This is a genomic window from Flectobacillus roseus (assembly GCF_030056595.1).
GTDB classification, from domain to species: Bacteria; Bacteroidota; Bacteroidia; order Cytophagales; family Spirosomataceae; genus Flectobacillus; species Flectobacillus roseus.
On record NZ_JASHIF010000011.1, the window covers coordinates 227,128 to 249,629 of the forward strand.

Sequence of the window (22,502 nt, forward strand, 5' to 3'; positions counted from 1 at the left end):
TTAACTTTTTACTAGTATAAACTTAAACAAAAGGATTTGTTTAACGAAATTGACTTGTTGTTAAACTTTTTTGATGGTATTTGAACTTTTTTGAACATTTATGAAACTTGCAGTTTTTTGATAAATACTTGATTTTAGCCTTATTGGATAATAATTCTAATTTAATTTTAATGTAAAATTTATTCGAAAAAGTTTTGAAGTTTGTTTAATGTTGTAATATATTTGTTAAACAAATCAACAAATAAACTCAACACGATTATGACTGCTATTGAATTTTCATTCCACATAGGTAGAGTTTCAAAGTCATTGAAACCGTTTGCTATGAAGTTGACTAGAGATTACGAAGATGCAAATGATTTGTTACAGGACACTTTGTTGAAGGCATTCACCAACAGAGATAAATATACAGAAGGTACCAACTTGAAAGCATGGTTGTACACTATCATGAAAAATACTTTTATTACGAATTATCAAAAAATGGTTCGTAAAAATACCTTCATTGATACTTCTGATAACTTGCATTATATCAACTCTTTAGAGTCAAGCACTGACAACAGCGCAGCAAGCTCTTTTGCCCTTAATGACATAGAAAATGCCGTTAAATCGCTAGATGAGGCATATCGTATGCCTTTTGTGATGTATTTCAGAGGCTTTAAATATCATGAAATAGCCGACAAATTGAATATCCCAATAGGTACAGTTAAGAACCGTATCCACATAGCCAGAAAGGAATTAAAAGATAAGCTTCATATGTATGCTTATTGGAATTAAGGCTTAAACGTTGTAACTTGGTGCCTAAAATTAATTAGGACAAGTCGTTCTAACTGGAGTTACACTTCATCAACACCAAAAGTATTGACTCCAAAAACGACAATTGTGAAATAATTGATTAGTTTTTTGGTTAACAGAAGAAAGTTGCAAAGGGTCGAGCGCTTGCTCGACTTTTTTGTTTTTGTTTAATTTTTAAAAACTAAACCTTTTACAAAACATTCTTTAGGCTTCTCGGTTTATTACAGTATAAAGTTTCTATTCTAAGATTTCTTAATACCATTTTTTCAAGAATTATACAACAGAATAAATTTCCTACGTAGATTTAGGTGGAAAAGGTAAAGTTGTATCATATGGCATTAGTTTGACTAGATGCTTTCTATCTCAATCACTCTTAAAAACTTAAACTACCTAGAAGTATCTATCTCAAAACCACACAAGAAACATCTGATTTGGATACTTAAACAAAACTATACATGAAAAAAGTAATTGTAATTGGAGCGGGATTTTCGGGTTTAGCCGCCGCAACAGGCTTGGCCGATAAAGGTTATGACGTTACGATTCTAGAAAAAAATAGCATGGCGGGTGGTCGTGCGAGAGTTTTTGAGGCAGAGGGTTTTACATTTGATATGGGACCAAGCTGGTATTGGATGCCCGATATTTTTGACAACTATTTTGCTAAATTCAATAAAAAAACTTCTGACTATTATGATTTAGTGCGTCTTGATCCTTCGTACGCTGTGATATTGGAAGGAAATGAAACCATAGCACTTCCTGCTGGGGTCGATAAACTTGAAGCGCTTTTTGAGGAAATGGAATCGGGTAGTGGTGCAAAGTTTAGAGAGTTTCTTCGACAGGCAGAGTATAAATATGATGTAGGTATTAATCAATTTGTGTGGAAGCCTTCTCGAAGCATTTCAGAATTTGTAAGTGTAAAATTATTATATGATGTAGTTCGATTAGACGTATTTCAGTCTTTTGCTAAGCATATTCGTAAGTTTTTTACAGACGATAAAATATTAAAATTGATGGAGTTTCCTATTCTGTTTTTGGGAGCTACGCCCGAAAATACTCCAGCAATGTATAGCTTGATGAATTATGCTGAAATGCAATTGGGTACATGGTATCCAATGGGTGGAATGCACAAAATCGTGAAAGGAATGGTGGCTTTGGCAGAAGAAAAGGGCGTGAAAATTCTCTATAATCAGGAGGTTCAAAAGGTTGTAGTAAACAATGGTATAGCCAAACAAGTTATTACTAGTCAAGGTACTTTTGATACTGATGCAGTGGTTGCTAGTGCCGATTATCATCATGTTGAGGATAAAATTCTAGGGCAAACTTATCGAAACTACGATGAGGAATATTGGGATAAGCGAGTAATGGCTCCATCGTCTTTATTGTTTTATTTGGGGGTCAATAAGCGTATTCCAAAATTGTTACACCATAATTTATTTTTTGACGAAGATTTTAGTCTTCATGCACACGAAATTTATACTGAACCCCAATGGCCTTCGAAGCCTCTATTTTATGCTTCGGCACCATCAGTAACAGATAGTAGTGTTGCTCCAGAGGGTTGTGAAAATATATTCTTATTAATTCCTGTGGCACCTGATTTGGAAGATACGGAGGAAATGAGAGAAAAATATTACAGTATTTTGATGGAGCGTCTTGAAAAATATTGTGGGACTTCTATTCGCGACTCTGTAGTATACAAAAGAAGCTATGCTCACCGTGATTTTAAACAAGATTATCATGCTTTCAAAGGAAATGCTTACGGTTTGGCAAATACACTTATGCAAACGGCGTTGTTGAAGCCAACTTTGAAAAGTAAGAAAATACAAAATTTTTACTACACTGGTCAGTTGACAGTACCGGGTCCTGGAGTACCTCCTTCTCTAATTTCTGGCTTATTAGTAGCTAGTGAATTGGATAAAGAAATGAGATAAAGAATCACCCGACCACATACTTACTAAACATTACTAAATCACTTTTAAACCTTTAACGGCAAAGAGGCTTTGGCTTTGATGCAATGATGCTTTAAAGACATGATGGATTTGTATAACACCACGACTTTCGAATGTAGTAAGCTCATCACTGAGTATTACAGTACTTCGTTTACACTGGGTATCAAAACGCTAGATAAGCGTTTTCATTTCCCTATTTATGCGATTTATGGCTTCGTACGCTATGCCGACGAGATTGTGGATACTTTCCATGGTTTTGATAAAAAAACGTTGTTGAGCACTTTTAGAGATGATACTTTTAAGGCAATTGAAGATAAAATTAGCCTTAATCCAGTAATACATTCGTTTCAAATGGTGGTAAATGAATATCAAATCGACCATGATTTGATTAAGGCATTTTTACACTCTATGGAAATGGATTTGTATCAGTCCGAATACAATCAAGTGGGCTATGAGGAGTATATCTATGGGTCGGCAGAGGTTGTAGGGTTGATGTGCCTAAGAGTATTTTGTGAAGGAAATAATGAAATGTATCAAGTCCTGAAAGACGATGCTAGAAGATTAGGATCAGCATTTCAAAAGGTGAACTTTTTACGTGATATTAAATCAGACTTTCAGGAAAGAGGTAGAACCTATTTTCCCAATGTAGATTTTACCAATTTTACCTTAACGGACAAACAACTCATAGAAGAAGATATTCAGGCTGACTTTGATGCTGCTTACAGAGGTATCATGAATTTGCCTAAAGGCGCCAAAGCAGGCGTGTACTTAGCTTACAAATATTATCTTCGTTTGTTTGATAAAATAAAGGGTTGTCCAGCCTCAAAAATTCAGAATGAAAGAATCAGAGTGCCTGATTTTCAGAAAGTTGCTCTGCTTGCAAAAACTTACTTTCAGTTTAGGCTAAATGTGCTTTAATGGCTCATTGAGTGAATGGTGATTGAGTGCTTGAGTGATTATTACCGGTATATATGCCATGTCTTTCGTTTTAAACTATTTTTAGCAATAGAATTATTCCTAAACTGTTCACAAAAAAGGCGGTCGAAAATTGTTTTTCGACCGCCTTTTTTGATATTACTATGCTATGTCTGACTGGGCTTAAGACGCAAAGCATTGCGTCTCTACTACGGATAGACTAATCACTCAACCACTCAATCACCATTCACTCAATAACCTTCATTACATCAATGTATCCCAAAGTAAGTACATATTAAAAACTATAATGATAATTGATACGACCCATGAGGTGATTTCTACCAATTTCGAGTTGGCAAATTCTCCCATTTTCTTTTTGGAACTAGTAAACATCACAAGTGGAACTACCGCAAAACTCAACTGAAGCGATAATATTACCTGACTCAATACCAATAACTCTCCCGTTCCTTTTTCTCCATAAATCAAGGTTACAATTAAGGCTGGAATTACTGCTAGCAAACGAGTAATTAGACGACGTAACCAAGGTTTTAAATGCAAGTTTAAAAAGCCTTCCATTACAATTTGTCCAGCCAAAGTACCTGTCAAAGTAGAATTTTGTCCTGAAGCTAATAAGGCTACCGCAAAACAAATACCTGCCATTTTTACACCTAATACAGGGTCGAGCAAGTGATAGGCATCATGTATGTCTGCTACTTGCTGATTGCCAGAAGTATGAAAAGCTGCTGCCGATACAATCAAAATAGCGGCATTGATAAAAAAGGCAAATCCTAATGAAATAGTAGAATCAATTGTAGCGAATTTGATGGCAGAACGTTTTCCTTCAGCCGATTTTTCAAAATCACGTGTTTGTACAATACTTGAATGCAAGTACAAATTATGCGGCATAACCGTCGCTCCCAAAATCCCAATGGCTACATAGAGCATATCTGGGTTTAAAATGATTTCTTTTTTGGGAACAAGATTGCCTACAATTTGAGAAAACGAAGGATGTGAAACGGCTATTTCGTAAGAAAAACAAAGGAAAATCATAAAAATCAAGGCAGCTACAATACTTTCTAACATTCTAAATCCTTTGTTTTGAAAATACAATAGCACCAATACATCTAATACTGTCACCACAACTCCAACGCTCAGAGGCATTCCGAATAATAGATTTAAAGCAATGGCAGAGCCAATTACCTCGGCTAAGTCGCAAGCGGCAATCGCAATTTCACAAAGTAGCCAAAGCGCAATAACAACGGGTTTGGAATAAGCATCACGGCACGCTTGGGCAAGGTCTTTTCCTGTAGCGATTCCTAATTTGAGCGACAAATGCTGTAAAAGCATCGCAAACAAATTAGAAATGAGAATAACTGAAAGAAGGGTATATCCAAATTTAGAGCCGCCAGCAATGTCGGTAGCCCAGTTGCCTGGGTCCATATAGCCAACAGCTACCATTAGTCCGGGTCCTGTAAAAGCCCAAAGTTTCCGCCAGAATGAACCCGTTTTGGGTACATCTATCGAGGCATATACTTCAGGGAGAGAAGGTGTTACTTGTTCATTTTTCCAACTCATAGTTTTGGTAATATTAGGTTTTAATCTTTGAGAGTGTTTGTGTATTGAGTAGCTGATTTCTAAGATTAAAATCTCAAAAAAATAGCTATTGGGTTTTTACAATCCATTTGAGGCTTTTAAGCTTTCGTAAAACTGCTTCTTACTTTTGAATAAAGTGCTAAGTAGTTATCCTAAACTTTGAGCTCCAAGCTTTTACTAAATGCTTAACAAACTTAAAATGTATTTTTTATAATTCAAAACAAATTTTTAGATTAGCCTAAAATTTACTTTTGTTCAAGTAAAAAATTACCTTTGTATAAATTAAAAGCATAGTTAAAGGCTTAGTTTACTGAAAGAAGGATTTGTTTTTCTGAAATCGACTAATCGTATCTGTGTTGTAAGTTAGTACGCAAAATAAAATTTAAGATTGTGCTTAGGGCTTTCAGATAACGGCTTTCGGCGGTGGGCTTTGGAAAAAAGTATGTCTGTGGTTATTAAAAACATTTTAACACTCTGTGCCTAGTGCCTAAACACATAGCTTAAATCTTATCTTGCTAATTATGCGTGCATTCTAATAACTGATATAATATTAACTTTTTTACTTAAATTCTAAATTTTGTTATTTGACAACTACTCACTTCTTTGAAAAACGCATCAACGAATCCTTTTTCGAAGAAGTATAACTATAAAATTCATGCAAATCACTTCGTTCACAGAAGAAAACTACCTGAAAATAATCTATAAACTTTCTGCCGAAACCGATGCAGATATTAGCACCAATGCCGTAGCTGAACTCACTCAGACCAAAGCAGCGTCGGTATCGGATATGCTTCGGAAGTTGTCGGAAAAGAATTTGGTTAATTACCAAAAATACCAAGGAGTACGTCTTACTGAGGCTGGCGAACAAGTGGCGCTTAAAGTGATTCGTAAGCATCGTTTGTGGGAAGTATTTCTGGTAGAAAAACTAGGGTTTAACTGGGACGAGGTTCATGATATTGCTGAGCAATTAGAGCATATAGACTCAGAGGAGTTAGTTGAAAAGTTAGATGAGTTTTTGGGTTTTCCTAAGTTTGATCCACATGGTGACCCTATTCCAGATCCTAATGGAAGGATGCCAAAACTAACTTATCAAAATTTATCAGAAGTCAAACAAGGAGAGCGCGTGTTGATGATGGGTGTTTCGGAGCATTCTTCTGCCTTTTTGCAGTATGTAGCCAAATTAGGCATTAGTCTAGGTTCGGAATTGTACATTTTAGAAATCAATGATTTTGATAAATCATTGTCCGTACAAATTGCTCAAGCTAATCCACAATTTATGAGTCATGAAGTAGCTAAAAACCTTTTGGTAAAGGTGGTAAAATAAAACATGAGACAGGCTGAATTGAGTGAATGAGTGGTTGAGTGAATGAGTGATTACGTTAAAAGTTATATTCTATCAGTAAAGACGTAAAGCATTGTGTCTCTACGAGTAAAATTCTAATAAAAATAATCACCATTCGTTCAATCACTAAATCACTCAATATAAAAGCTTCCCTTGCATTTCATCCTTCAAATTTACCCCACTGATTTGCTGTGTTTTCATTTCGGTGAGTAAATAGAGTATTTTTTCGATAGCCGCAGGATAATTCAACCCTTCAGGACGAATATTAGATACACAGTTTCTTCTTTCATCGGTAATGCCTACACTCGGCTGATATGTCAAATAAGCTCCCATGCTATCAGGTGAGCTTAGTCCTGGGCGCTCGCCAATCAAAATAAGTACAATTTCGGCCTTGAAGGCACTTGCTATTTCATCCGCAACGGCTACTCTGCCTTGTTCTACCAAGGCAATAGGCGCAATACGCCAATGATGTTGAATCAACACATTCAATAAACCATTTACCACAGGTATAGCATGAGTATTGACGGCATTGGCAGACAAGCCATCTGCTATGACAATAGCAATATCTTGTGGTATATCAACCACGTTTTTTAGCGCTTGTTTAGAAGCTTCAGACAATTGCCTTCCCCAATCTGGACGCTGTAAATATTGAGCACGAGAAGTAGCCTTACTTTGTAAGACAATAGTTTCATGCAAAATTCTATCTTGAATATTTTGTATGTCTAAAGAAGAATGCACAGCATCACGAGCCTGAGCATGGTCAGCCTGAAACTGAAGAAGTTCTTTGGTTGGTAAGCTATGTCCAGCACGTCCACGAGCAATACGGGCAGAGGTATAGCTTTGCAAAAAATCCCAAATATCAGTCTGAATCAGTTGTTTTTCTGTTGCCATAATTAATTTATTTAGTGAGTTAGTGATTTGTAAATGAGTGATTTAGTGAATGAAACTTCAATAAATTTAGGTTATTTATATTGAGGATATTCTATGTTTCCGAAATCAGAAATCCCAAATCTGCAATAGTTTGAAACGTTCAGACCACTCAATCACAAATCACCAACTCACTCAATTAATGCAAGGGTAATTTCTTTATCATACCACCTTTTACGTCGTTGAGACTTTGTTGTACGACGAAGGCCGTAGGGTCAATATTTTCGATTTCGTTGGTGAGTTTTTGGATTTCCAAACGAGTCAATACCGTATAAACTACGTCCAAATCTTCATCTTTACGACCTCTTTTTCCGAAACCTCTTTTCGCTTTAAAAATCGTTACACCACGTCCGAGTTGTTCTATAATCATCACTCTGATTTCTTCACTTTTTTCCGAAATAATCGTTACGCCTGTGTATTCCTCTATACCATGAATCAAAAAGTCAATGGTTTTTGAAGCCGACAAATAGGTAAGCATGGCATATAAGGCTGTTTCGATATTAATTAAAAAAGCAGCAACCGAGAAAATCAACACGTTGATAATAATAATGACGTCACCTACCGACAATACTGTTTTACGGCTAATGTATAAGGCTAATACCTCGGTGCCATCCAACACGCCACCACCTCGGATAGACATACCAATACCAGCGCCCAAAAAGAAACCGCCAAATATCGCAATCAGGAGCTTGTCAGAAGTAACTAGAGGGATTTCGATAAAGGCGATACAGATTGCAAGCCCGACAATGCCTAAAAGTGTTTTGATGGCAAAAAACTTGGAAACTTGACTATATGCCAAAAATATAAACGGAAGATTTACGATAACAATTAAATAAGGAAGCGGAATGTCAGTTGTGATGTTAATCAACAAAGACATACCCATTACGCCTCCATCCAAAAAGCTATTGGGAAGCAAAAATCCTTTAAGACCAATTCCTGCGAGTAATACACCTAAGGCAATCAGAGAAACGTTCTTGACGCTTTGTGCAGGGTTATATTCATTAATGCCTAGGGTTTTGAGGAGAATTTTTTGTACCATTGTAGATGTGAATAGGGTTTTTACAGTTTCCTTTATGCGTTAAGCTGGCATACCCATGTGTATGTTCAAGTCGAAGATACTCGCATCCGTCAATCACCACAACGGTGTATTCAGGAACGGATTCTTTCATTTTCTTGACATTTTCTAAAGATTTTTCCTGAATTTGATCACAGCTTAAAGTAGCTAAGCTAAGTAACACAAGAAGACTTTTTGAAATGAGACTTTTCATACAATGTAAAGATTTTGACTGCTTAACGTATATTGTTAACACTGATTTTGGAATAATAACTCCGTGGATTACCCTATTCTAATAGTATTCTAATATGAGATAAAGTTAAAAGTTACTGGTGTAACCGTTAGTGGAAAGTATTCGTAATCAGAAGAATACTGTCAACATAAGTAAATTTGCTACATAAAATTGCATTAATACGCTTTAGGCTTTAAGCCCCAAAGCTTTTTTGAATTCATTGGGTTGCCGAATTAAAACTCTTTGCCTTGTGCCTGTTGCCTAATTTACACAACTTAAGATATTGTTTGTTGTAAAAGACGATGCTCGCTAGAAATATTTTTTAGTCTAAAATGCTCATCCATAATATTCATTTTGAGTAGCCATTCTTCAAACTCAGGAGCTGGCTTTAGTCCCAATAAATGACGAACATAGAGTGCATCGTGAAATGAAGTACTTTGGTAATGTAACATCACATCGTCAGCACCAGGAACACCCATAATAAAGTTACAACCTGCCGTACCAAGTAATGTCAATAGCGAATCCATATCATCTTGGTCGGCTTCGGCGTGGTTGGTGTAACAAACATCTACTCCCATAGGCAAACCCAATAATTTGGCACAAAAATGGTCTTCTAAGCCTGCACGAATAATCTGTTTTCCATCAAATAAATACTCAGGGCCAATGAATCCTACTACGGTATTTACTAATAATGGATTGAAGTGTCGGGCTACTGCATAAGCTCTTGTTTCGCAAGTTTGTTGGTCGAGTCCCCAATGCGCATTGGCAGATAAAGCGGAGCCTTGCCCTGTTTCAAAATACATAAGGTTATTCCCAACGGTGCCTCTATTGAGTGATAAACCAGCTTCGTAACCTTCTTTTAAGATGTCCAAATTAACGCCAAAAGATGTGTTAGTGGCTTCTGTTCCTCCAATAGATTGAAATACCAAATCAATAGGCGCACCTCTTTCTATGGCTTTGATCGTTGTGGTAATATGACTCAAAATACAGGTTTGTATAGGAATGTCAAATTTTTGACGGATACTATCTAACATCGAAACCAATTGTATTACGGTTGGAACACTATCGGTGGCTGGGTTAATGCCAATGACAGCATCGCCGTTTCCATAAAACAAACCATCAATCATACTGGCTGCTATACCACGATAGTCGTCAGTAGGGTGATTGGGCTGTAAACGAGTCGAAAAACGTCCTTTTAAACCAATAGTATTTCTAAATTTGGTAACAACGCTACATTTAGAGGCAACATTAATCAAGTCCTGAATGCGCATGAGCTTAGAAACTGCTGCCGCCATTTCGGGAGTTATACCTTTACTGATTTGTTGTAAAACTTCTGTCGTCGTATTTTCAGCTAAAAGAAAATTCCGAAAGTCTCCCACTGTCAAGTGACTAATAGGAGAGAAGGCCGCCAAGTCGTGGGTATCGATAATCAGGCGGGTAACTTCATCTTTTTCGTAAGGAACAAGTACTTCGTTCAGAAAAACCTTCAATGGTACATCAGCCAATGCCATTTGTGCTGCCACTCTTTCTTCGGCACTGTTGGCAGCCACACCAGCTAGTTCATCCCCCGACCTTTTGGGGGTAGCTTTTGCCATAAGTGTTCTGAGGTCGGCAAATTGATAGGTTTTGTATTTAATCGTTTGTTGAAACATATTGTAAGACTATCTTGACTTAAAGAAAGAGATTACTAAAAAGAAAGTACCATGATTCATATCGAGGATATATTCCCTTTCCTTTTCCACTTAATTTAAAAACTTTTTGAGTTTGATTCTGTTTTTCAATTGAATAAATTTATCCTTGAAGAGCTGATTAGGAATCTAATCATAAATTTTTCTGTATTGTAAAGAGGTTATTGCATTTTTGGCTTATGGCATAAAGCTTATTGCCTACGGCAGGTATTTACTCAACTATTTTTACTTATAGCCCACAAAGCGTATGACAGGTGAACAAAATCCTGAGAAATTAGATAAAATCATTGAAGCGAGAATGAAACTTAAAGCTCGTTTTGAAGAAAAAATGAAGGAGACCCCATCTATGGCTGACCCAAATCCAATGGGACGAGGACCAATCAATCGCCATGGAATGCCTCAAACCCCCATAGGACAAACTATTACACAAAAGTGGCCTGTGCTAGACTTGGGTTATCATCCACAAATTCCGATGGACAAGTGGCGCTTAATCATTGATGGCGAAGTAGAAAACCCCGTAGTATTGAAATGGGAAGACTTTTTGGCATTGCCTCAAACCGACGATATTTCTGATTTTCACTGTGTGACTACTTGGTCAAAACTAGATATGTCTTGGCGTGGCGTGCGTTTGATGGACTTGGCAGCTTTGGTACAACCTAAAGAAACTGCCACACATTTGATGTGTTATGGCTATGATACCTACACCACCAACGTATCTTTGGAGGAGGCACTCAAGCCTGATGTGATGCTCGTACATACTGTCGACGGAGAACCTTTACCACTCGAACATGGAGGTCCTTTGCGTATGATTACGCCACAGTTGTATGCTTGGAAAGGCTCAAAATGGATTAAAAGAATCGAATTTTTATCGGCTAATAAGCTAGGTTTTTGGGAAGAAAGAGGATACTCGAATACAGCTTATCCTTGGCGTAATGATAGATATAGTTAAGTGCTGAGTTTGGAGTGTAGAGTGCGGAGTTTTTTTTAAGGTACAAATACTAATTGAGTGATTTGTGATTGAGTGGTTGAGTGATTATTTTGATTTTACGTACTTGTAGGGGCGCAATGCCTTGCCTCTAAATATGTGTCATTTTAAAATAATCACTAAATCACTCAACCACTAAATCACTCAATTTCAACATTATGCTTTTCCGTTATTCCAGCGTTGAGCAATTTTGATAGAATAATCTACAAAAGCTTTTACTGAATTTTCGTAAACCGTATTGTCATTGGCTAATTCGCCATTTTCGTTGAGGTTGATATGTGTTTCGTGCGATTCATAAATACGAGGTGAAATCACAGAGTATTGATTCAAGAAATTGATGAGTTTTCCCAACATAACCGTCATTTCTATGGCAGGAAGCTTACCGCCACGACCACTTGATACACCCGCCAATGCGAAGGTTTTTTCTCCAAAAAGATGCGCAAAATCTTTGCCTCCCAACTGATTCAACAAGTTGATTAATTCTGCATCTGGAAACCAATTGTATTCGGGCATTACAATGAACACCAAATCTGCTTTAGCCCAAGCGCCAATTAGTTTTTCTTGAAAAGCACTCAAGCTATCTTTTTTGATAAAACCCTGACCAAAAAATGGTACATCGTAATTTTCGAAGTCAACAATTTCGATTTGGTCAAAGCCTGCCTCTTGGCTAAGCGATTTTAAGTATTTTGAAAAACGAAGAGAACTACTGTTTTTTCTGGGTGAGGTCGATAAAATCGTAATATTCATGATTGTACGAGTTGTCAATAACCGTGGTTGTAGGTTAAAATAAAGTTGATTGTTAGATATTTGACTACTAAGTAAGTAACTCAACTCACTAGGGATAAGTTTATAAAAGTTATTTTTTGTGAAAAAATAATGCCCTGCATAAAGACATAGATTCTTTTAAATGATTTGCTATCTTGTAATCAAACACAAAAATCTATTCAAAAATGAAAAATACATCTCGAAGAAATTTTATTGAAAAATCTCTCCAAGTAGCCACTGCTGGCACAGCCCTAACTGTTATGACACCGAGTAATTCTGAAGCAGCCGTTCCAAAGGCACTGCCTGTTTTTTCACATCATGTGTTTTTTTGGTTGAAAGACAGCAAAGATAAAAAGGCTTATGAGCAATTGCTTGCAGGTTTGAAAGGATTAGGTAAAATTGAACAAATCAAACAAGCGCATATCGGAAAGGCTTCAATTAATGATTTTGACAAACCTGTGACTGATGCGTCTTACACATTTTCGGTATTACTATTGTTTGCTTCGAAAGAGGATGAAGAGAAATATTTAGTACATCCACTTCACAAGAAATTCATTGAAGATCATAAACATTTGTGGTCGAAGGTTGTGGTATATGATTCTATAGCATTGTAGTTTGATAAAATAGTCACAAGTTGTGGTTATGTCAAAAATAAAAATATTTGCCCTTGCCGATTGTGATAAATCTACACAATCGGCATTTTAATACTTATTCTAAATATGGAATACGGCTTTTTAAGTTATTTTAAAAAGTAAAGATAATTTTTGCCAGAAAAAGTAGTAGTTTTAAGCAAAGTTGTCTATTCTCTTTTTTAAAAAGTACTAAACTATGTCTAATTCCTCAACGCAAAGTAATCAGTCTGCGCTCTACACGCTGGTAACAGTGTGGTTCTTTTGGAGTTTTGTAGCTGCTTCAAACGGTATTCTTATCCCACTATTCAAAGACAAATTCGAATTGCAACAATGGCAAGCTCAATTAGTAGACTTTGCTTTTTACGCTGCTTATTTCGTAGGTTCCATTCTCTATTTTGTGGTTTCTGGCATCATTAAAGGCGATGTACTCAACAGAATTGGATACAAAAATGGTATCATTTATGGCTTGATTATCTCGGCTGTTGGTACAATTTTGTTCTATCCAGCTGCTGAACTAAAATCATTTCCTATCCTCCTTTCAGCCCTATTTATTGTAGGACTGGGCTTTTCATTACAGCAAACAGCAACCCAACCCTTTATGATTGCCTTGGGCGACCCTGCAACTGGTGCTCAGCGTATCAACTTAGGAGGTGCTGTTAATAACCTAGGCGGTACAATCGGTCCTGCTTTGATTAGTTACGCTATCTTCGGTTCAATTTCGGCTGATGCAGCTAAAAATGCTTCGATTGATTCGGTAAAAGCTCCTTATTTGATTTTGGGGGTTGTTTTTGCCTTATTCGCAGTATTTTTCAAACTTTCTAAACTACCACGTATCACTAACGACGAAGATGTAGAAATCGGAACAGGTGCCTTGAAATATCCACAATTATTATTGGGTATGTCGGCAATCTTCGTTTATGTAGGCGTTGAAGTAACGATTGGTAGTAACTTGGGTGAATATTTGAAAGTAACCGAAAACTTAGAGTCTTCTCAAATTGCGAAGTACGTATCTCTTTTCTGGGGAAGTATGATGGTAGGTCGTTGGACTGCTTCAATCGGAAACTTTAATTTTAGCCAAAGCACTCAAACTATTTTAAAGGTAGTTATTCCATTCGTCGCATTTGCTATTGTATTAGGCGTAAATGCCTTGGGTGGTAGTGCTGTTCAAGACTTATTACCTTACGGTTTTTGTGTTGTGATGATGATTGCAGCATTCTTTGCTAGTCAAGAAAAGCCAGTAAAAACTTTATTGATTTATACAGCTTGTGGCGCAGTAACATCGTTATTGGGGGTAATTTTTACAGGAAAAATCGCATTGTTCTTATTGATTAGTGGAGGTTTATTCTGTTCAGTATTGTGGCCTTCGATTTTCTCACTGGGTACTGCTGGTTTAGGAAAATACACAAACCAAGGTGCAGCCTTCTTGATTATGATGATTTTGGGTGGTGCTGTGATTCCTGTAGTTCAAGGTATTTTAGCAGATAGTATTGGTATTCAATTGTCATATTTGTTGGCAGTAGCTTGTTTTGGTTACTTGTTCTTCTTTGGTATTCGTGTTCAAGCTGTACTGCGCAAACAGAATATCGACTTTGATAAAGAAGTAGTCAAAAACACAGGTAAAGGACACTAGATATTAATGTAGAATTGTGAGTGATGAATTAAGTTAGTGGGCAAAATAAAGTTTAATCATTGAGCTTTCGGCTTTCAGCTATGGGCATTGGGTAAAACTTATCTATCGTTACTAAAAACAATTTAACACTCTTTGCCTTGTGCCTAAAATAAAAATCTAAAATTTTATTTTGCACTAAGTAATCGTGCAGAATTATATTTAATCAATTGGAGATGTAAGATATTGATAATTAAAATTTTACATTCACAATTCATAACTCATAATTCAGCACTAATACTTAATACTTAACCTGTCGCCAAATATTCCTCATGGTTTTGAATTATCATAAAATAGGAAATGGTGCTAAAATCCTGCTCGCATTCCACGGAATCGGGCAGGATTTTTCATGTTTCATGCACTTTGCCGAAGTTTTCTCAGAGAGATACACTACCTATCTTTTTGATTTACCTTTTCATGGAAAACATATTCATCAAGACCCATTTGTTGTAACAAAGCAATTATGGAAAGATAGCTTAGTCCAATTATTGGAAAAAGAGAATATTCAGGAATTTGACGTGATAGGTTTTAGTATAGGTGGTCGTTTTGCTTTGGCGACTTTTGAGGAATTTGCTGCAAGAATAAATCATGTATTACTTTTAGCGCCAGACGGTATCAAAGTAAACCCTTTGTATCGACTGGCTACGGGAAGTAAATTGGGAAGATGGGGCTTTCGCCGAGTGATTGCTCATCAGCCAACCTTTATGAAAATAGGCAATTCTCTTCAAAAATTGGGAATAGTATCAAAAAGTACGGTTCGTATGGCCGATTTTATGTTAGGTACGCCCCTCAAACAAAAGCAAATTTTCCATGCTTGGATAGGCTTTAAAGAGTTACAATTTGATATTCCCAAACTAATACAACTTGCACAAAGATTTCAGACCAAGTTTAGCTTTTTTGTGGGAAGGTACGACCAACTACTTCCTCCACAACAAATTTTGCCATTGAGTAAATATGTACAAAAACAGCAAACTGTTTTGCTTGATACAGGTCATACCAAATTGGTTGACAAGGTGGTAACCTATCTAAGCAAAGAAGGTTTTTCTTGAAAAACTGAACAATTGTGTGGATATTATCGTATATAACAATGATTAAGTAACCTGACTTTAATCTATAAAGACAATTCACACGTTATACTAAAAATCTATGAGCTATATCACTGCTATCGGAACAGCAGTTCCTGCCAATCGTTTTGGACAACTCGAAATCGCTGAGTTTATGGCGCGTTCTTTGGAGTTGGACGAAATAGAAAAACGTAAGCTCATAGCACTTTATAGAAGTACCAAAATTCAGTATCGCCATTCTGTTATACCAGATTATGGCCTTCCCATTGAATCCTACCAATTTTATCCTAATACACAAAATTTAGAACCTTTTCCTTCTGTAGCACATCGTATGCAAGTGTACAAGCAAACAGCTTTACCGCTTTGTGTGGAGGCTACGAAAGGCTTATCTCTGGAGGGCATTACCCACCTAATTACTGTAAGTTGTACGGGAATGTACGCGCCAGGGCTAGACATTGAGCTGGTGCAGGCCTTGGGTTTGCCTACCCATACCAAAAGAACAGCCATCAATTTTATGGGTTGTTATGGTGCTTTTAACGGTCTGAAAGTTGCCAACGATATTTGCTTGGCACATCCTCTAGCAAAGGTTTTACTCGTGAGTGTAGAACTTTGTACATTACATTTTCAGAAAAAGAAAGATCTCGACTTTTTACTCTCAAATGCGCTATTTTCAGATGGTGCAGCAGCAGTAATAGTTGAGTCTCATGCTACTCACCCAAAAGTCTTAAAATTAGAATCCTTTTTTTGTGACTTATTTACCGAAGGACAGTCAGATATGGCGTGGCACATTGCTGATTTTGGTTTTGAAATGACTTTAACATCTTATGTCCCTCAACTCATCAAAAATGGTATCAATCAGTTAGTAGAGAACCTTCTCGAAGCTAACGGCACCCGTAGAGATGAAGTACAATATTATGCTATTCATCCGGGAGGCAGAGCCATTTTGGAATCTGTAGAGATAGCCCTAGGAATAAGTTCATTGGACAATCAATATGCCTACGAGGTCTTAAGAGATTATGGTAATATGTCTTCTACTACCATACTCTTTGTCTTAAAAAGAGTTTTAGAACAGGTAAATGACGAAAATAAAGGCTGTAAAATTTTGAGTTGTGCCTTTGGGCCAGGGTTAACAGTAGAGTCTTTAATAGCAAAAATGGGCGTTTAGTGTAGTTTTTCAACGCTTGTAAAACTTTCATTTCTTAACTTCCACTAGTAATTAAAAAAGATTAGTTTTGCTATAGATTCATAGTTTCCTATGACTCAAACTAGGAGCTCAATAATAATATTTGTCTTTTTCCATTACCGCCCCTCTTTATAAGACAACCGCCGTCGAAATATATTGAATATCCTACTATGAATCATCTATGTAACTCTCTTGAGAGGTACTGATGTGCTAAAAGTAGTTTGATTATTAAACGCAGGCAGGGGTTGTTATTCCCAAGCTGATTTTCTTGAAACTTTCAACATTTAGCTGATAGCTAATGTGTTTATTTCGTGGGCTAGTTAAGTAGTTTACAGTTCATATTAGAGTTGATGTCATCATTTTAATGCATCTTACTATTACAGAGCCTTTACCAATTCGTCCTAAGTAATTAATCAGTCTAATGTGCATAGCTTGTTATACAAGTTATAACTTAGTCAAAAGTTTAGAAGTAAAACAGTAGGTCTTTTAAAACTTCTTAGACTTTGCCAATAACAAGTTATGCATATTATTTAGTAGGTTCTTCTTCATTCTCCCCACAACAAATATCACGGATTCCTAATACGACAGGTCTTTACCAATCAAAAAAATTCTTACCTTTGTAGAAACCATATTTCCCTAAAGCAAAGTATGACAATTCACAAAGAAGGTACAGGTACCATTTTGGTAACAGTTGTTTTTTTGGCTGTACTGAATTCAGCTGTTTATTATTTCTTTCCTGACAATGATCTAATTCGTAAGATTGCTGTAGTTTTCAGCGTCTTGTTCTCTATCATTATCTTACAGTTTTTTAGAGTTCCTAAAAGAGTAACTGTAAAGAATCCAAAGCATATCATCGCTCCAGCAGATGGGAAAGTTGTGGTAATTGAAGAAGTCGAAGAACCTGAATATTTCAAAGGTCGTCGTCGTCAGATTTCGATTTTTATGTCTCCAGTGAATGTTCATATTAATTTCAACCCACTTTCTGGGATTGTATCTTTCTTTAAATATCATCCTGGGAAGTATTTGGTAGCTTGGCATCCAAAAGCAAGTACTGAAAATGAGCGTACTACTATTGTGGTTCGCCATGAAAGTGGAACAGAGGTAATGTTTCGTCAGATAGCAGGTGCTCTAGCAAGACGTATTTGTTGGTATGTAGAGGAAGGAAAGCAAGTAGAGCAAGGTTCTGAATTTGGCTTTATCAAATTTGGTTCTCGTGTTGATATCTTTTTGCCATTAGATGCAAAGGTATTAGTGAATCTTGATGATCGTCCAGTAGGAGGAGAGACTGTAATCGCTGAATTAGCTTAATAATCAGATTTTTATATTTAGAAAAGCCTTTGCAAATCAATTGCAAAGGCTTTTTTTATTGTGTAATAAACATTTTTCAGTACTTCTTCGTTATATAGTTTGTGAATTAAATAATAAAAAATTGTAAAATTTTAACAAAATTAATTTGTGTGCATTGCTAAAAGAAATTACCTTTATATCACTTAAATCAAAAATTAACCACTTAAAGTACAATAAAATCGTTTACAACCATTAAAATCTAAAAGTTATGAAAAAGGTAAATCAATTTATGCTTCTACAATGGCTTGTGTTTTTACCATTAATACTTCCATTGAGTATCGCATCCGGAATTTTGCAAGGAGTCAAACAAGCAGTATCAAGTCTGATACTACAGATTTGGTCCGATGTATCGTCGCCGATTATTCATGAAGAAAACCCAGATTTTTTTGCTTAATATCTTCAGGGTCTAGTTCTAAAAACTCTTCCCAGAATGGAATCGGAGGTACTGCCGCCTTGCAAATAATAGGTTCTTTTTTGATAGGGTGGGTAAAATAGAGACGACGTGCATGTAAGTTAATACTCCCATCAGCATTTGGTCTGTCATAGCCATATTTAAGATCACCTCTGATAGGGCATCCCATGCTTGCTAGTTGTACACGAATTTGGTGTGGACGTCCTGAGATGGGCTCAACCTCCAGCAAATAATGTTTATTAATCGTACCTAAAACTTTATAATATAGTTCAGCTTTTTGAGAACCATTCACTTCAGTATCATGAGCTGTTACAACATTACGCTTTTCATCTTTAACCAGCCAGTGAGTAAGCTTGCCTTTCTCGTTGGCTGGTTTTTTTCTTACCACTGCCCAATAAGTCTTTTGAATTTCACGTTTACGGAAAACCTCCATCATGCGCTCCAACCCCTTTGAGGTACGTGCAAAAATAACCAATCCACTTACAGGACGGTCTAATCTATGAACTGGATGCAAAAAGACGTCTCCAGGTTTATCATATTTCTTTTTGATATATTCTTTTACAGCATCAGTAAGTGTGCGGTCGCCAGTAGAGTCTCCTTGCACGAGAATCCCAGCTCTTTTGCTTACAATGATGATATGATTATCCTCGTAAACTACATGGAAATCTTTCATGATAATAATTGATTAATAGGAGCGTGTGCTCCTGAAGATTAATAACTTTCTTTGGCATTCGGGAAATCTACAGCTTTGACATCTGCTACGTATTGCCCAATGGCTTCGTGCATGATGGTGTCTAAATCTGCATATCTTCTCAAAAAGCGTGGTTTAAACTCCTTGTTGATACCAAGCATATCGTGTACCACCAAAATTTGACCATCAGCATCAGGGCCTGCTCCAATACCTACAGTTGGAATGGTGAGTTGCTCGGATACTTTTTTGGTAAGTGCTGCAGGAATTTTTTCAAGAACAACGCTGAATGCGCCACATTGTTCAAGCATTTTGGCATCTTCGATGAGTTTGCTTGCCTCATCATCTTCTTTGGCACGTACAGAGTAAGTTCCAAATTTGTAAATAGACTGTGGTGTTAGTCCGAGGTGTCCCATTACAGGAATACCTGCACTTAAAACACGAGTAATCGATTCTTTAATTTCGGCACCACCTTCCATTTTAACGGCATGCGCTCCCGATTCTTTCATAATTCGAATCGCTGAACGAAGTGCTTCCGAAGAGTTACCTTGGTATGAGCCAAATGGAATATCGACTACGACAAGTGCTCTCTTAACTCCTTTCACAACTGATGAAGCATGGTAAATCATTTGGTCAAGGGTAATAGGGAGCGTTGTTTCATGCCCTGCCATTACATTGGAAGCTGAATCGCCAACCAAAATAAGGTCAACACCTGCTGCATCGACAATACGAGCCATCGAGTAATCGTAGGCAGTCAAACAACTAATTTTTTCACCACGATTCTTCATTTCTTGCAAAATGTGGGTGGTGATTCTCTTAATTTCACTATGTACGGACATGGTAGTTCTATCTAACGAATGGTACTTATTTCAAAATTGAGAACAAGAATTGACGAAAAAGTAAAAATTAAATCATTGTATAACAAATGATTAATTATACGAGTAAGAAATTCTTCTTAAATACCGTTTATTAAGCGGTATTCAATATTAAATAATGAGACGTATCTTTGCTTGTAAAATTTCAATTGTGCAAATTTACAGGATTCTTGTCAAAAAACTCTAGCAGAAGGTTTGATAATCCAATGTTTAGCAATTTGGCAATATGACTTTTTTACTTTATATTGTTTCTGTTAGTGACTTTTTGGCTATATTTTTGTCGAAACTAAAGCATTACCAGTAAATCCTATATTAATAATTATAAAACAAGCAGTTATGAAACAAAGTTTTTCAACATCCAGTTTCGCTGTCAATGTTTCTAAGCGACTATCTATGGGGGTTATTTCATGCCTTTTAGCTAGTCAAGTAGCAACTGCACAGACCGAAAGCAAGCCGTCGATTGTTAGTTCAGTGACAGAAAGTGGAATTACAACTACTACTTACTCTAACGGTAAAATTGTAAAATCAGTAGCAGAGGGTTATCATCTTGATACTGCTTTTTATAAAAACAGTAATGTAGTTCTTTCTACAAAACCAAAGCAATATTGGAAAATTACTGATCGTATTGGTGTTGCAACTCCGTTCTGTAAAGAAGGTGAAGATATTACCATGTTCCTTAAATCAGGTGTTTATAACTATTTAACAGTTAATCACTTCTGGGGCAAGGTTGGTTTGGGTATCCTTGGTGGTTATCAAAATTTTGGTGTTAGCGATGACTACAAAGGACCACAAGGTTTGATTGCTCGTAATGCAGCAACAAGAGGTATTCCTACAAGCTCATTAAAATATGATAATGTGGGTAGCTATGAAGATTTCTTGTTGATGATTGGACCTGCTGTATCCCTTCCATTAGGCTCGAAATTCTCTCTAGATATCGATGCAAAAGGTGGTTTGATGAATACCTCAGCTCCTCGTTTTGGTGCTACAATTCCTGGTAACTTAGGAGCAGATCAAGTAATTTTCCGCTTGAACCCTTCGGCTTCTAAAAATCAACTAGGTGGTGTTCTTAGCGTAGACTTGTTGTACAACTTGTCTAAAAACTGGTCACTAGGCTTGAATGCTGTTGGTTTTGTAACAAAGACTCCATTTACTACAGTAGGACAAGACGTAACACCTGGTTCTAATATCTTGTTGACAAAAGAAGATACAAGAACACATGGTGGTTGTAACTTTGGTTTGGCATTGGCACACACATTTGGTGCTTGTAGTGCTCAAACAGTTTATGAATTGTTGCCTCCTCCTCCAGCTCCAGTAGTTTGCGCAGTGCCAACACTTGAGTCTGAAAGTGGAAGAATGTACGATTATGGTTCAACTGAAAAGCCTACTTTCCGTTGGAAAAGTACTTCTGGTACTCCTGAAAACGAAGAGTATATTTTCAAGTTGTATAAAGCTGATGGTTCGGGTATTCCTGTATATCAGCAAACTACCAAGTCTACTACATTAAACTTACCTAATAATGTTTCGCTTGTAAATGGTGATGAGTGCAGCTTCTATTACTACACTATTCAATCAAGTGTACAAGGTAAATGTTTGTCTGAAGCAAATGCAGCTAGTTTCGGTTACAAAGCAAAACCAGCGCCAATCGCTCCTGTTGCAAAAACTGAAGATCAGTATATCTTTAAAATCTTCGGTGGTTCAACTGCTACCAAATACTTTGGAACAGGTAAGCCAGTGCGTAAGCCTCGTAAGATTGCTAAAGCGGCAACTCCTGCTACAGTAACTTCTGCTCCTGCTAAAAAGCTTATTCCAAGACGTAAAAAAGCAAGTGCTGGTACAGTAACAGGTGTGAAAAAATACAGTACAGTAGTTAATTATGAAAATGTAGCTACAAACCCAAATATCAAATGGCCAGAAGATCTTCCACTTCCTAAATCGCCAGCGGTTTATGAATACGAAGTTCAACGTTTGAGTGCTGGTGATTGTAAGCCAACTGGACAAGTTGCAAAATACAAATTCTATATTGACCCTAAGAAACCAAATGATATCAGAATTATTCCTGATTCTCCAAAAAGAAAATAGTTTCTAACGATCATTATTAAGGCCTCTGATTGAAAAATCAGGGGCTTTTTATTTTTAAGTTGTTACAACCTTTTTACCGTGAATCATGTCTTTAATAGGGAATAGGGAATAGGGAATAGGGAATAGGGAATAGGGAAGAATTTTAAACTATTGCTGATTGGGGATTTCTGATTTCGGAAATATTGAAAAATACCTGATTGCTTGTAAAATGAGATTCCAAAAAGTGGGTTATACCTCCGAAATCCAATATCTAAAATGAAAGGTTATTTACATGAGTAATTATAAGGCATTTCTGCCATTCAACACAGTAAAAAAGGAATAAT

General features: G+C 36.6%; 20 protein-coding genes. 12 read left to right on the forward strand and 8 right to left on the reverse strand.

What is annotated here, in order from left to right; genetic code table 11:
* Window positions 1–258 precede the first annotated feature (258 nt).
* The 3 genes from QM524_RS14990 to QM524_RS15000 all read left to right on the forward strand — a co-directional run bounded on the left by QM524_RS14990 (window position 259) and on the right by QM524_RS15000 (window position 3,650).
* Complete coding sequence (locus tag QM524_RS14990) at window positions 259–771, forward strand: RNA polymerase sigma factor (RefSeq protein WP_095160092.1); 513 nt, start codon at window positions 259–261, stop codon at window positions 769–771.
* A 473-nt stretch (window positions 772–1,244) separates the two neighbouring features.
* Window positions 1,245–2,714: a phytoene desaturase family protein gene (locus QM524_RS14995; protein ID WP_283345203.1), complete on the forward strand. Its 1,470-nt coding sequence runs from the start codon at window positions 1,245–1,247 to the stop codon at window positions 2,712–2,714.
* A gap of 99 nt (window positions 2,715–2,813) precedes the next feature.
* Window positions 2,814–3,650, forward strand: a complete 837-nt coding sequence (locus QM524_RS15000) for a phytoene/squalene synthase family protein (RefSeq protein WP_283345204.1) — start codon at window positions 2,814–2,816, stop codon at window positions 3,648–3,650.
* Window positions 3,651–3,911: 261 nt separating this feature from the next.
* Here QM524_RS15000 and QM524_RS15005 read toward each other — a convergent pair whose 3' ends face one another.
* Complete coding sequence (locus QM524_RS15005; RefSeq protein WP_283345205.1) at window positions 3,912–5,222, reverse strand: Nramp family divalent metal transporter; 1,311 nt, start codon at window positions 5,220–5,222, stop codon at window positions 3,912–3,914.
* Between the two features lie 673 nt (window positions 5,223–5,895).
* On the opposite strand from QM524_RS15005, the gene QM524_RS15010 reads away from it, so the two are divergent.
* Window positions 5,896–6,564 carry a metal-dependent transcriptional regulator gene (locus QM524_RS15010; protein WP_283345206.1) on the forward strand — a complete coding sequence of 223 codons (669 nt, stop codon included), beginning with the start codon at window positions 5,896–5,898 and terminating at the stop codon, window positions 6,562–6,564.
* A 153-nt stretch (window positions 6,565–6,717) separates the two neighbouring features.
* On the opposite strand, the gene eutC is transcribed toward QM524_RS15010, so the two are convergent.
* From eutC to QM524_RS15030, 4 genes are all read right to left on the reverse strand, one after another.
* The gene (eutC, locus tag QM524_RS15015) at window positions 6,718–7,473 is read right to left on the reverse strand and encodes an ethanolamine ammonia-lyase subunit EutC (RefSeq protein WP_283345207.1); all 756 of its coding nucleotides are present in this window, start codon (window positions 7,471–7,473) and stop codon (window positions 6,718–6,720) included.
* 175 nt (window positions 7,474–7,648) lie between these two features.
* The gene (locus QM524_RS15020) at window positions 7,649–8,548 is read right to left on the reverse strand and encodes a YitT family protein (RefSeq protein WP_166552265.1); all 900 of its coding nucleotides are present in this window, start codon (window positions 8,546–8,548) and stop codon (window positions 7,649–7,651) included.
* The gene (locus QM524_RS15025; RefSeq protein WP_283345208.1) at window positions 8,511–8,777 is read right to left on the reverse strand and encodes a hypothetical protein; all 267 of its coding nucleotides are present in this window, start codon (window positions 8,775–8,777) and stop codon (window positions 8,511–8,513) included. Before QM524_RS15025 ends, QM524_RS15020 begins: the two co-directional genes overlap by 38 nt.
* Window positions 8,778–9,070: 293 nt before the next feature.
* Window positions 9,071–10,447: an ethanolamine ammonia-lyase subunit EutB gene (locus tag QM524_RS15030; RefSeq protein ID WP_283345209.1), complete on the reverse strand. Its 1,377-nt coding sequence runs from the start codon at window positions 10,445–10,447 to the stop codon at window positions 9,071–9,073.
* A gap of 283 nt (window positions 10,448–10,730) precedes the next feature.
* On the opposite strand from QM524_RS15030, the gene QM524_RS15035 reads away from it, so the two are divergent.
* Window positions 10,731–11,432, forward strand: coding sequence for a molybdopterin-dependent oxidoreductase (locus tag QM524_RS15035; protein ID WP_283345210.1), 702 nt, complete (start codon window positions 10,731–10,733; stop codon window positions 11,430–11,432).
* A 192-nt stretch (window positions 11,433–11,624) separates the two neighbouring features.
* Here QM524_RS15035 and QM524_RS15040 read toward each other — a convergent pair whose 3' ends face one another.
* The gene (locus QM524_RS15040) at window positions 11,625–12,215 is read right to left on the reverse strand and encodes an NADPH-dependent FMN reductase (RefSeq protein WP_283345211.1); all 591 of its coding nucleotides are present in this window, start codon (window positions 12,213–12,215) and stop codon (window positions 11,625–11,627) included.
* A 203-nt stretch (window positions 12,216–12,418) separates the two neighbouring features.
* Here QM524_RS15040 and QM524_RS15045 point away from each other — a divergent pair, with 203 nt between their 5' ends.
* The 6 genes from QM524_RS15045 to QM524_RS15070 all read left to right on the forward strand — a co-directional run bounded on the left by QM524_RS15045 (window position 12,419) and on the right by QM524_RS15070 (window position 18,519).
* The gene (locus QM524_RS15045) at window positions 12,419–12,847 is read left to right on the forward strand and encodes a Dabb family protein (RefSeq protein WP_095160101.1); all 429 of its coding nucleotides are present in this window, start codon (window positions 12,419–12,421) and stop codon (window positions 12,845–12,847) included.
* 214 nt (window positions 12,848–13,061) lie between these two features.
* Complete coding sequence (locus tag QM524_RS15050) at window positions 13,062–14,495, forward strand: MFS transporter (RefSeq protein ID WP_095160102.1); 1,434 nt, start codon at window positions 13,062–13,064, stop codon at window positions 14,493–14,495.
* Between the two features lie 308 nt (window positions 14,496–14,803).
* Window positions 14,804–15,580, forward strand: a complete 777-nt coding sequence (locus tag QM524_RS15055) for an alpha/beta fold hydrolase (protein WP_283345212.1) — start codon at window positions 14,804–14,806, stop codon at window positions 15,578–15,580.
* A 97-nt stretch (window positions 15,581–15,677) separates the two neighbouring features.
* The gene (locus tag QM524_RS15060) at window positions 15,678–16,760 is read left to right on the forward strand and encodes a type III polyketide synthase (RefSeq protein WP_283345213.1); all 1,083 of its coding nucleotides are present in this window, start codon (window positions 15,678–15,680) and stop codon (window positions 16,758–16,760) included.
* Between the two features lie 666 nt (window positions 16,761–17,426).
* On the forward strand, window positions 17,427–18,086 hold the full coding sequence (locus tag QM524_RS15065) for a phosphatidylserine decarboxylase family protein (RefSeq protein WP_166552274.1): 660 nt from the start codon (window positions 17,427–17,429) through the stop codon (window positions 18,084–18,086).
* A gap of 247 nt (window positions 18,087–18,333) precedes the next feature.
* Window positions 18,334–18,519 carry a hypothetical protein gene (locus QM524_RS15070; RefSeq protein WP_095160105.1) on the forward strand — a complete coding sequence of 62 codons (186 nt, stop codon included), beginning with the start codon at window positions 18,334–18,336 and terminating at the stop codon, window positions 18,517–18,519.
* Here QM524_RS15070 and QM524_RS15075 read toward each other — a convergent pair.
* On the reverse strand, window positions 18,485–19,210 hold the full coding sequence (locus tag QM524_RS15075; RefSeq protein WP_176464323.1) for an RluA family pseudouridine synthase: 726 nt from the start codon (window positions 19,208–19,210) through the stop codon (window positions 18,485–18,487). The two genes, QM524_RS15070 and QM524_RS15075, sit on opposite strands and share 35 nt — an antisense overlap.
* A gap of 38 nt (window positions 19,211–19,248) precedes the next feature.
* A complete protein-coding gene (gene panB, locus QM524_RS15080; protein WP_095160107.1) occupies window positions 19,249–20,064 on the reverse strand; it encodes a 3-methyl-2-oxobutanoate hydroxymethyltransferase in 816 nt (271 codons plus the stop codon).
* Between the two features lie 372 nt (window positions 20,065–20,436).
* Between panB and QM524_RS15085 the strand changes: the two genes are divergently transcribed.
* Window positions 20,437–22,179 carry a hypothetical protein gene (locus QM524_RS15085; protein ID WP_283345214.1) on the forward strand — a complete coding sequence of 581 codons (1,743 nt, stop codon included), beginning with the start codon at window positions 20,437–20,439 and terminating at the stop codon, window positions 22,177–22,179.
* Window positions 22,180–22,502 lie beyond the last annotated feature (323 nt).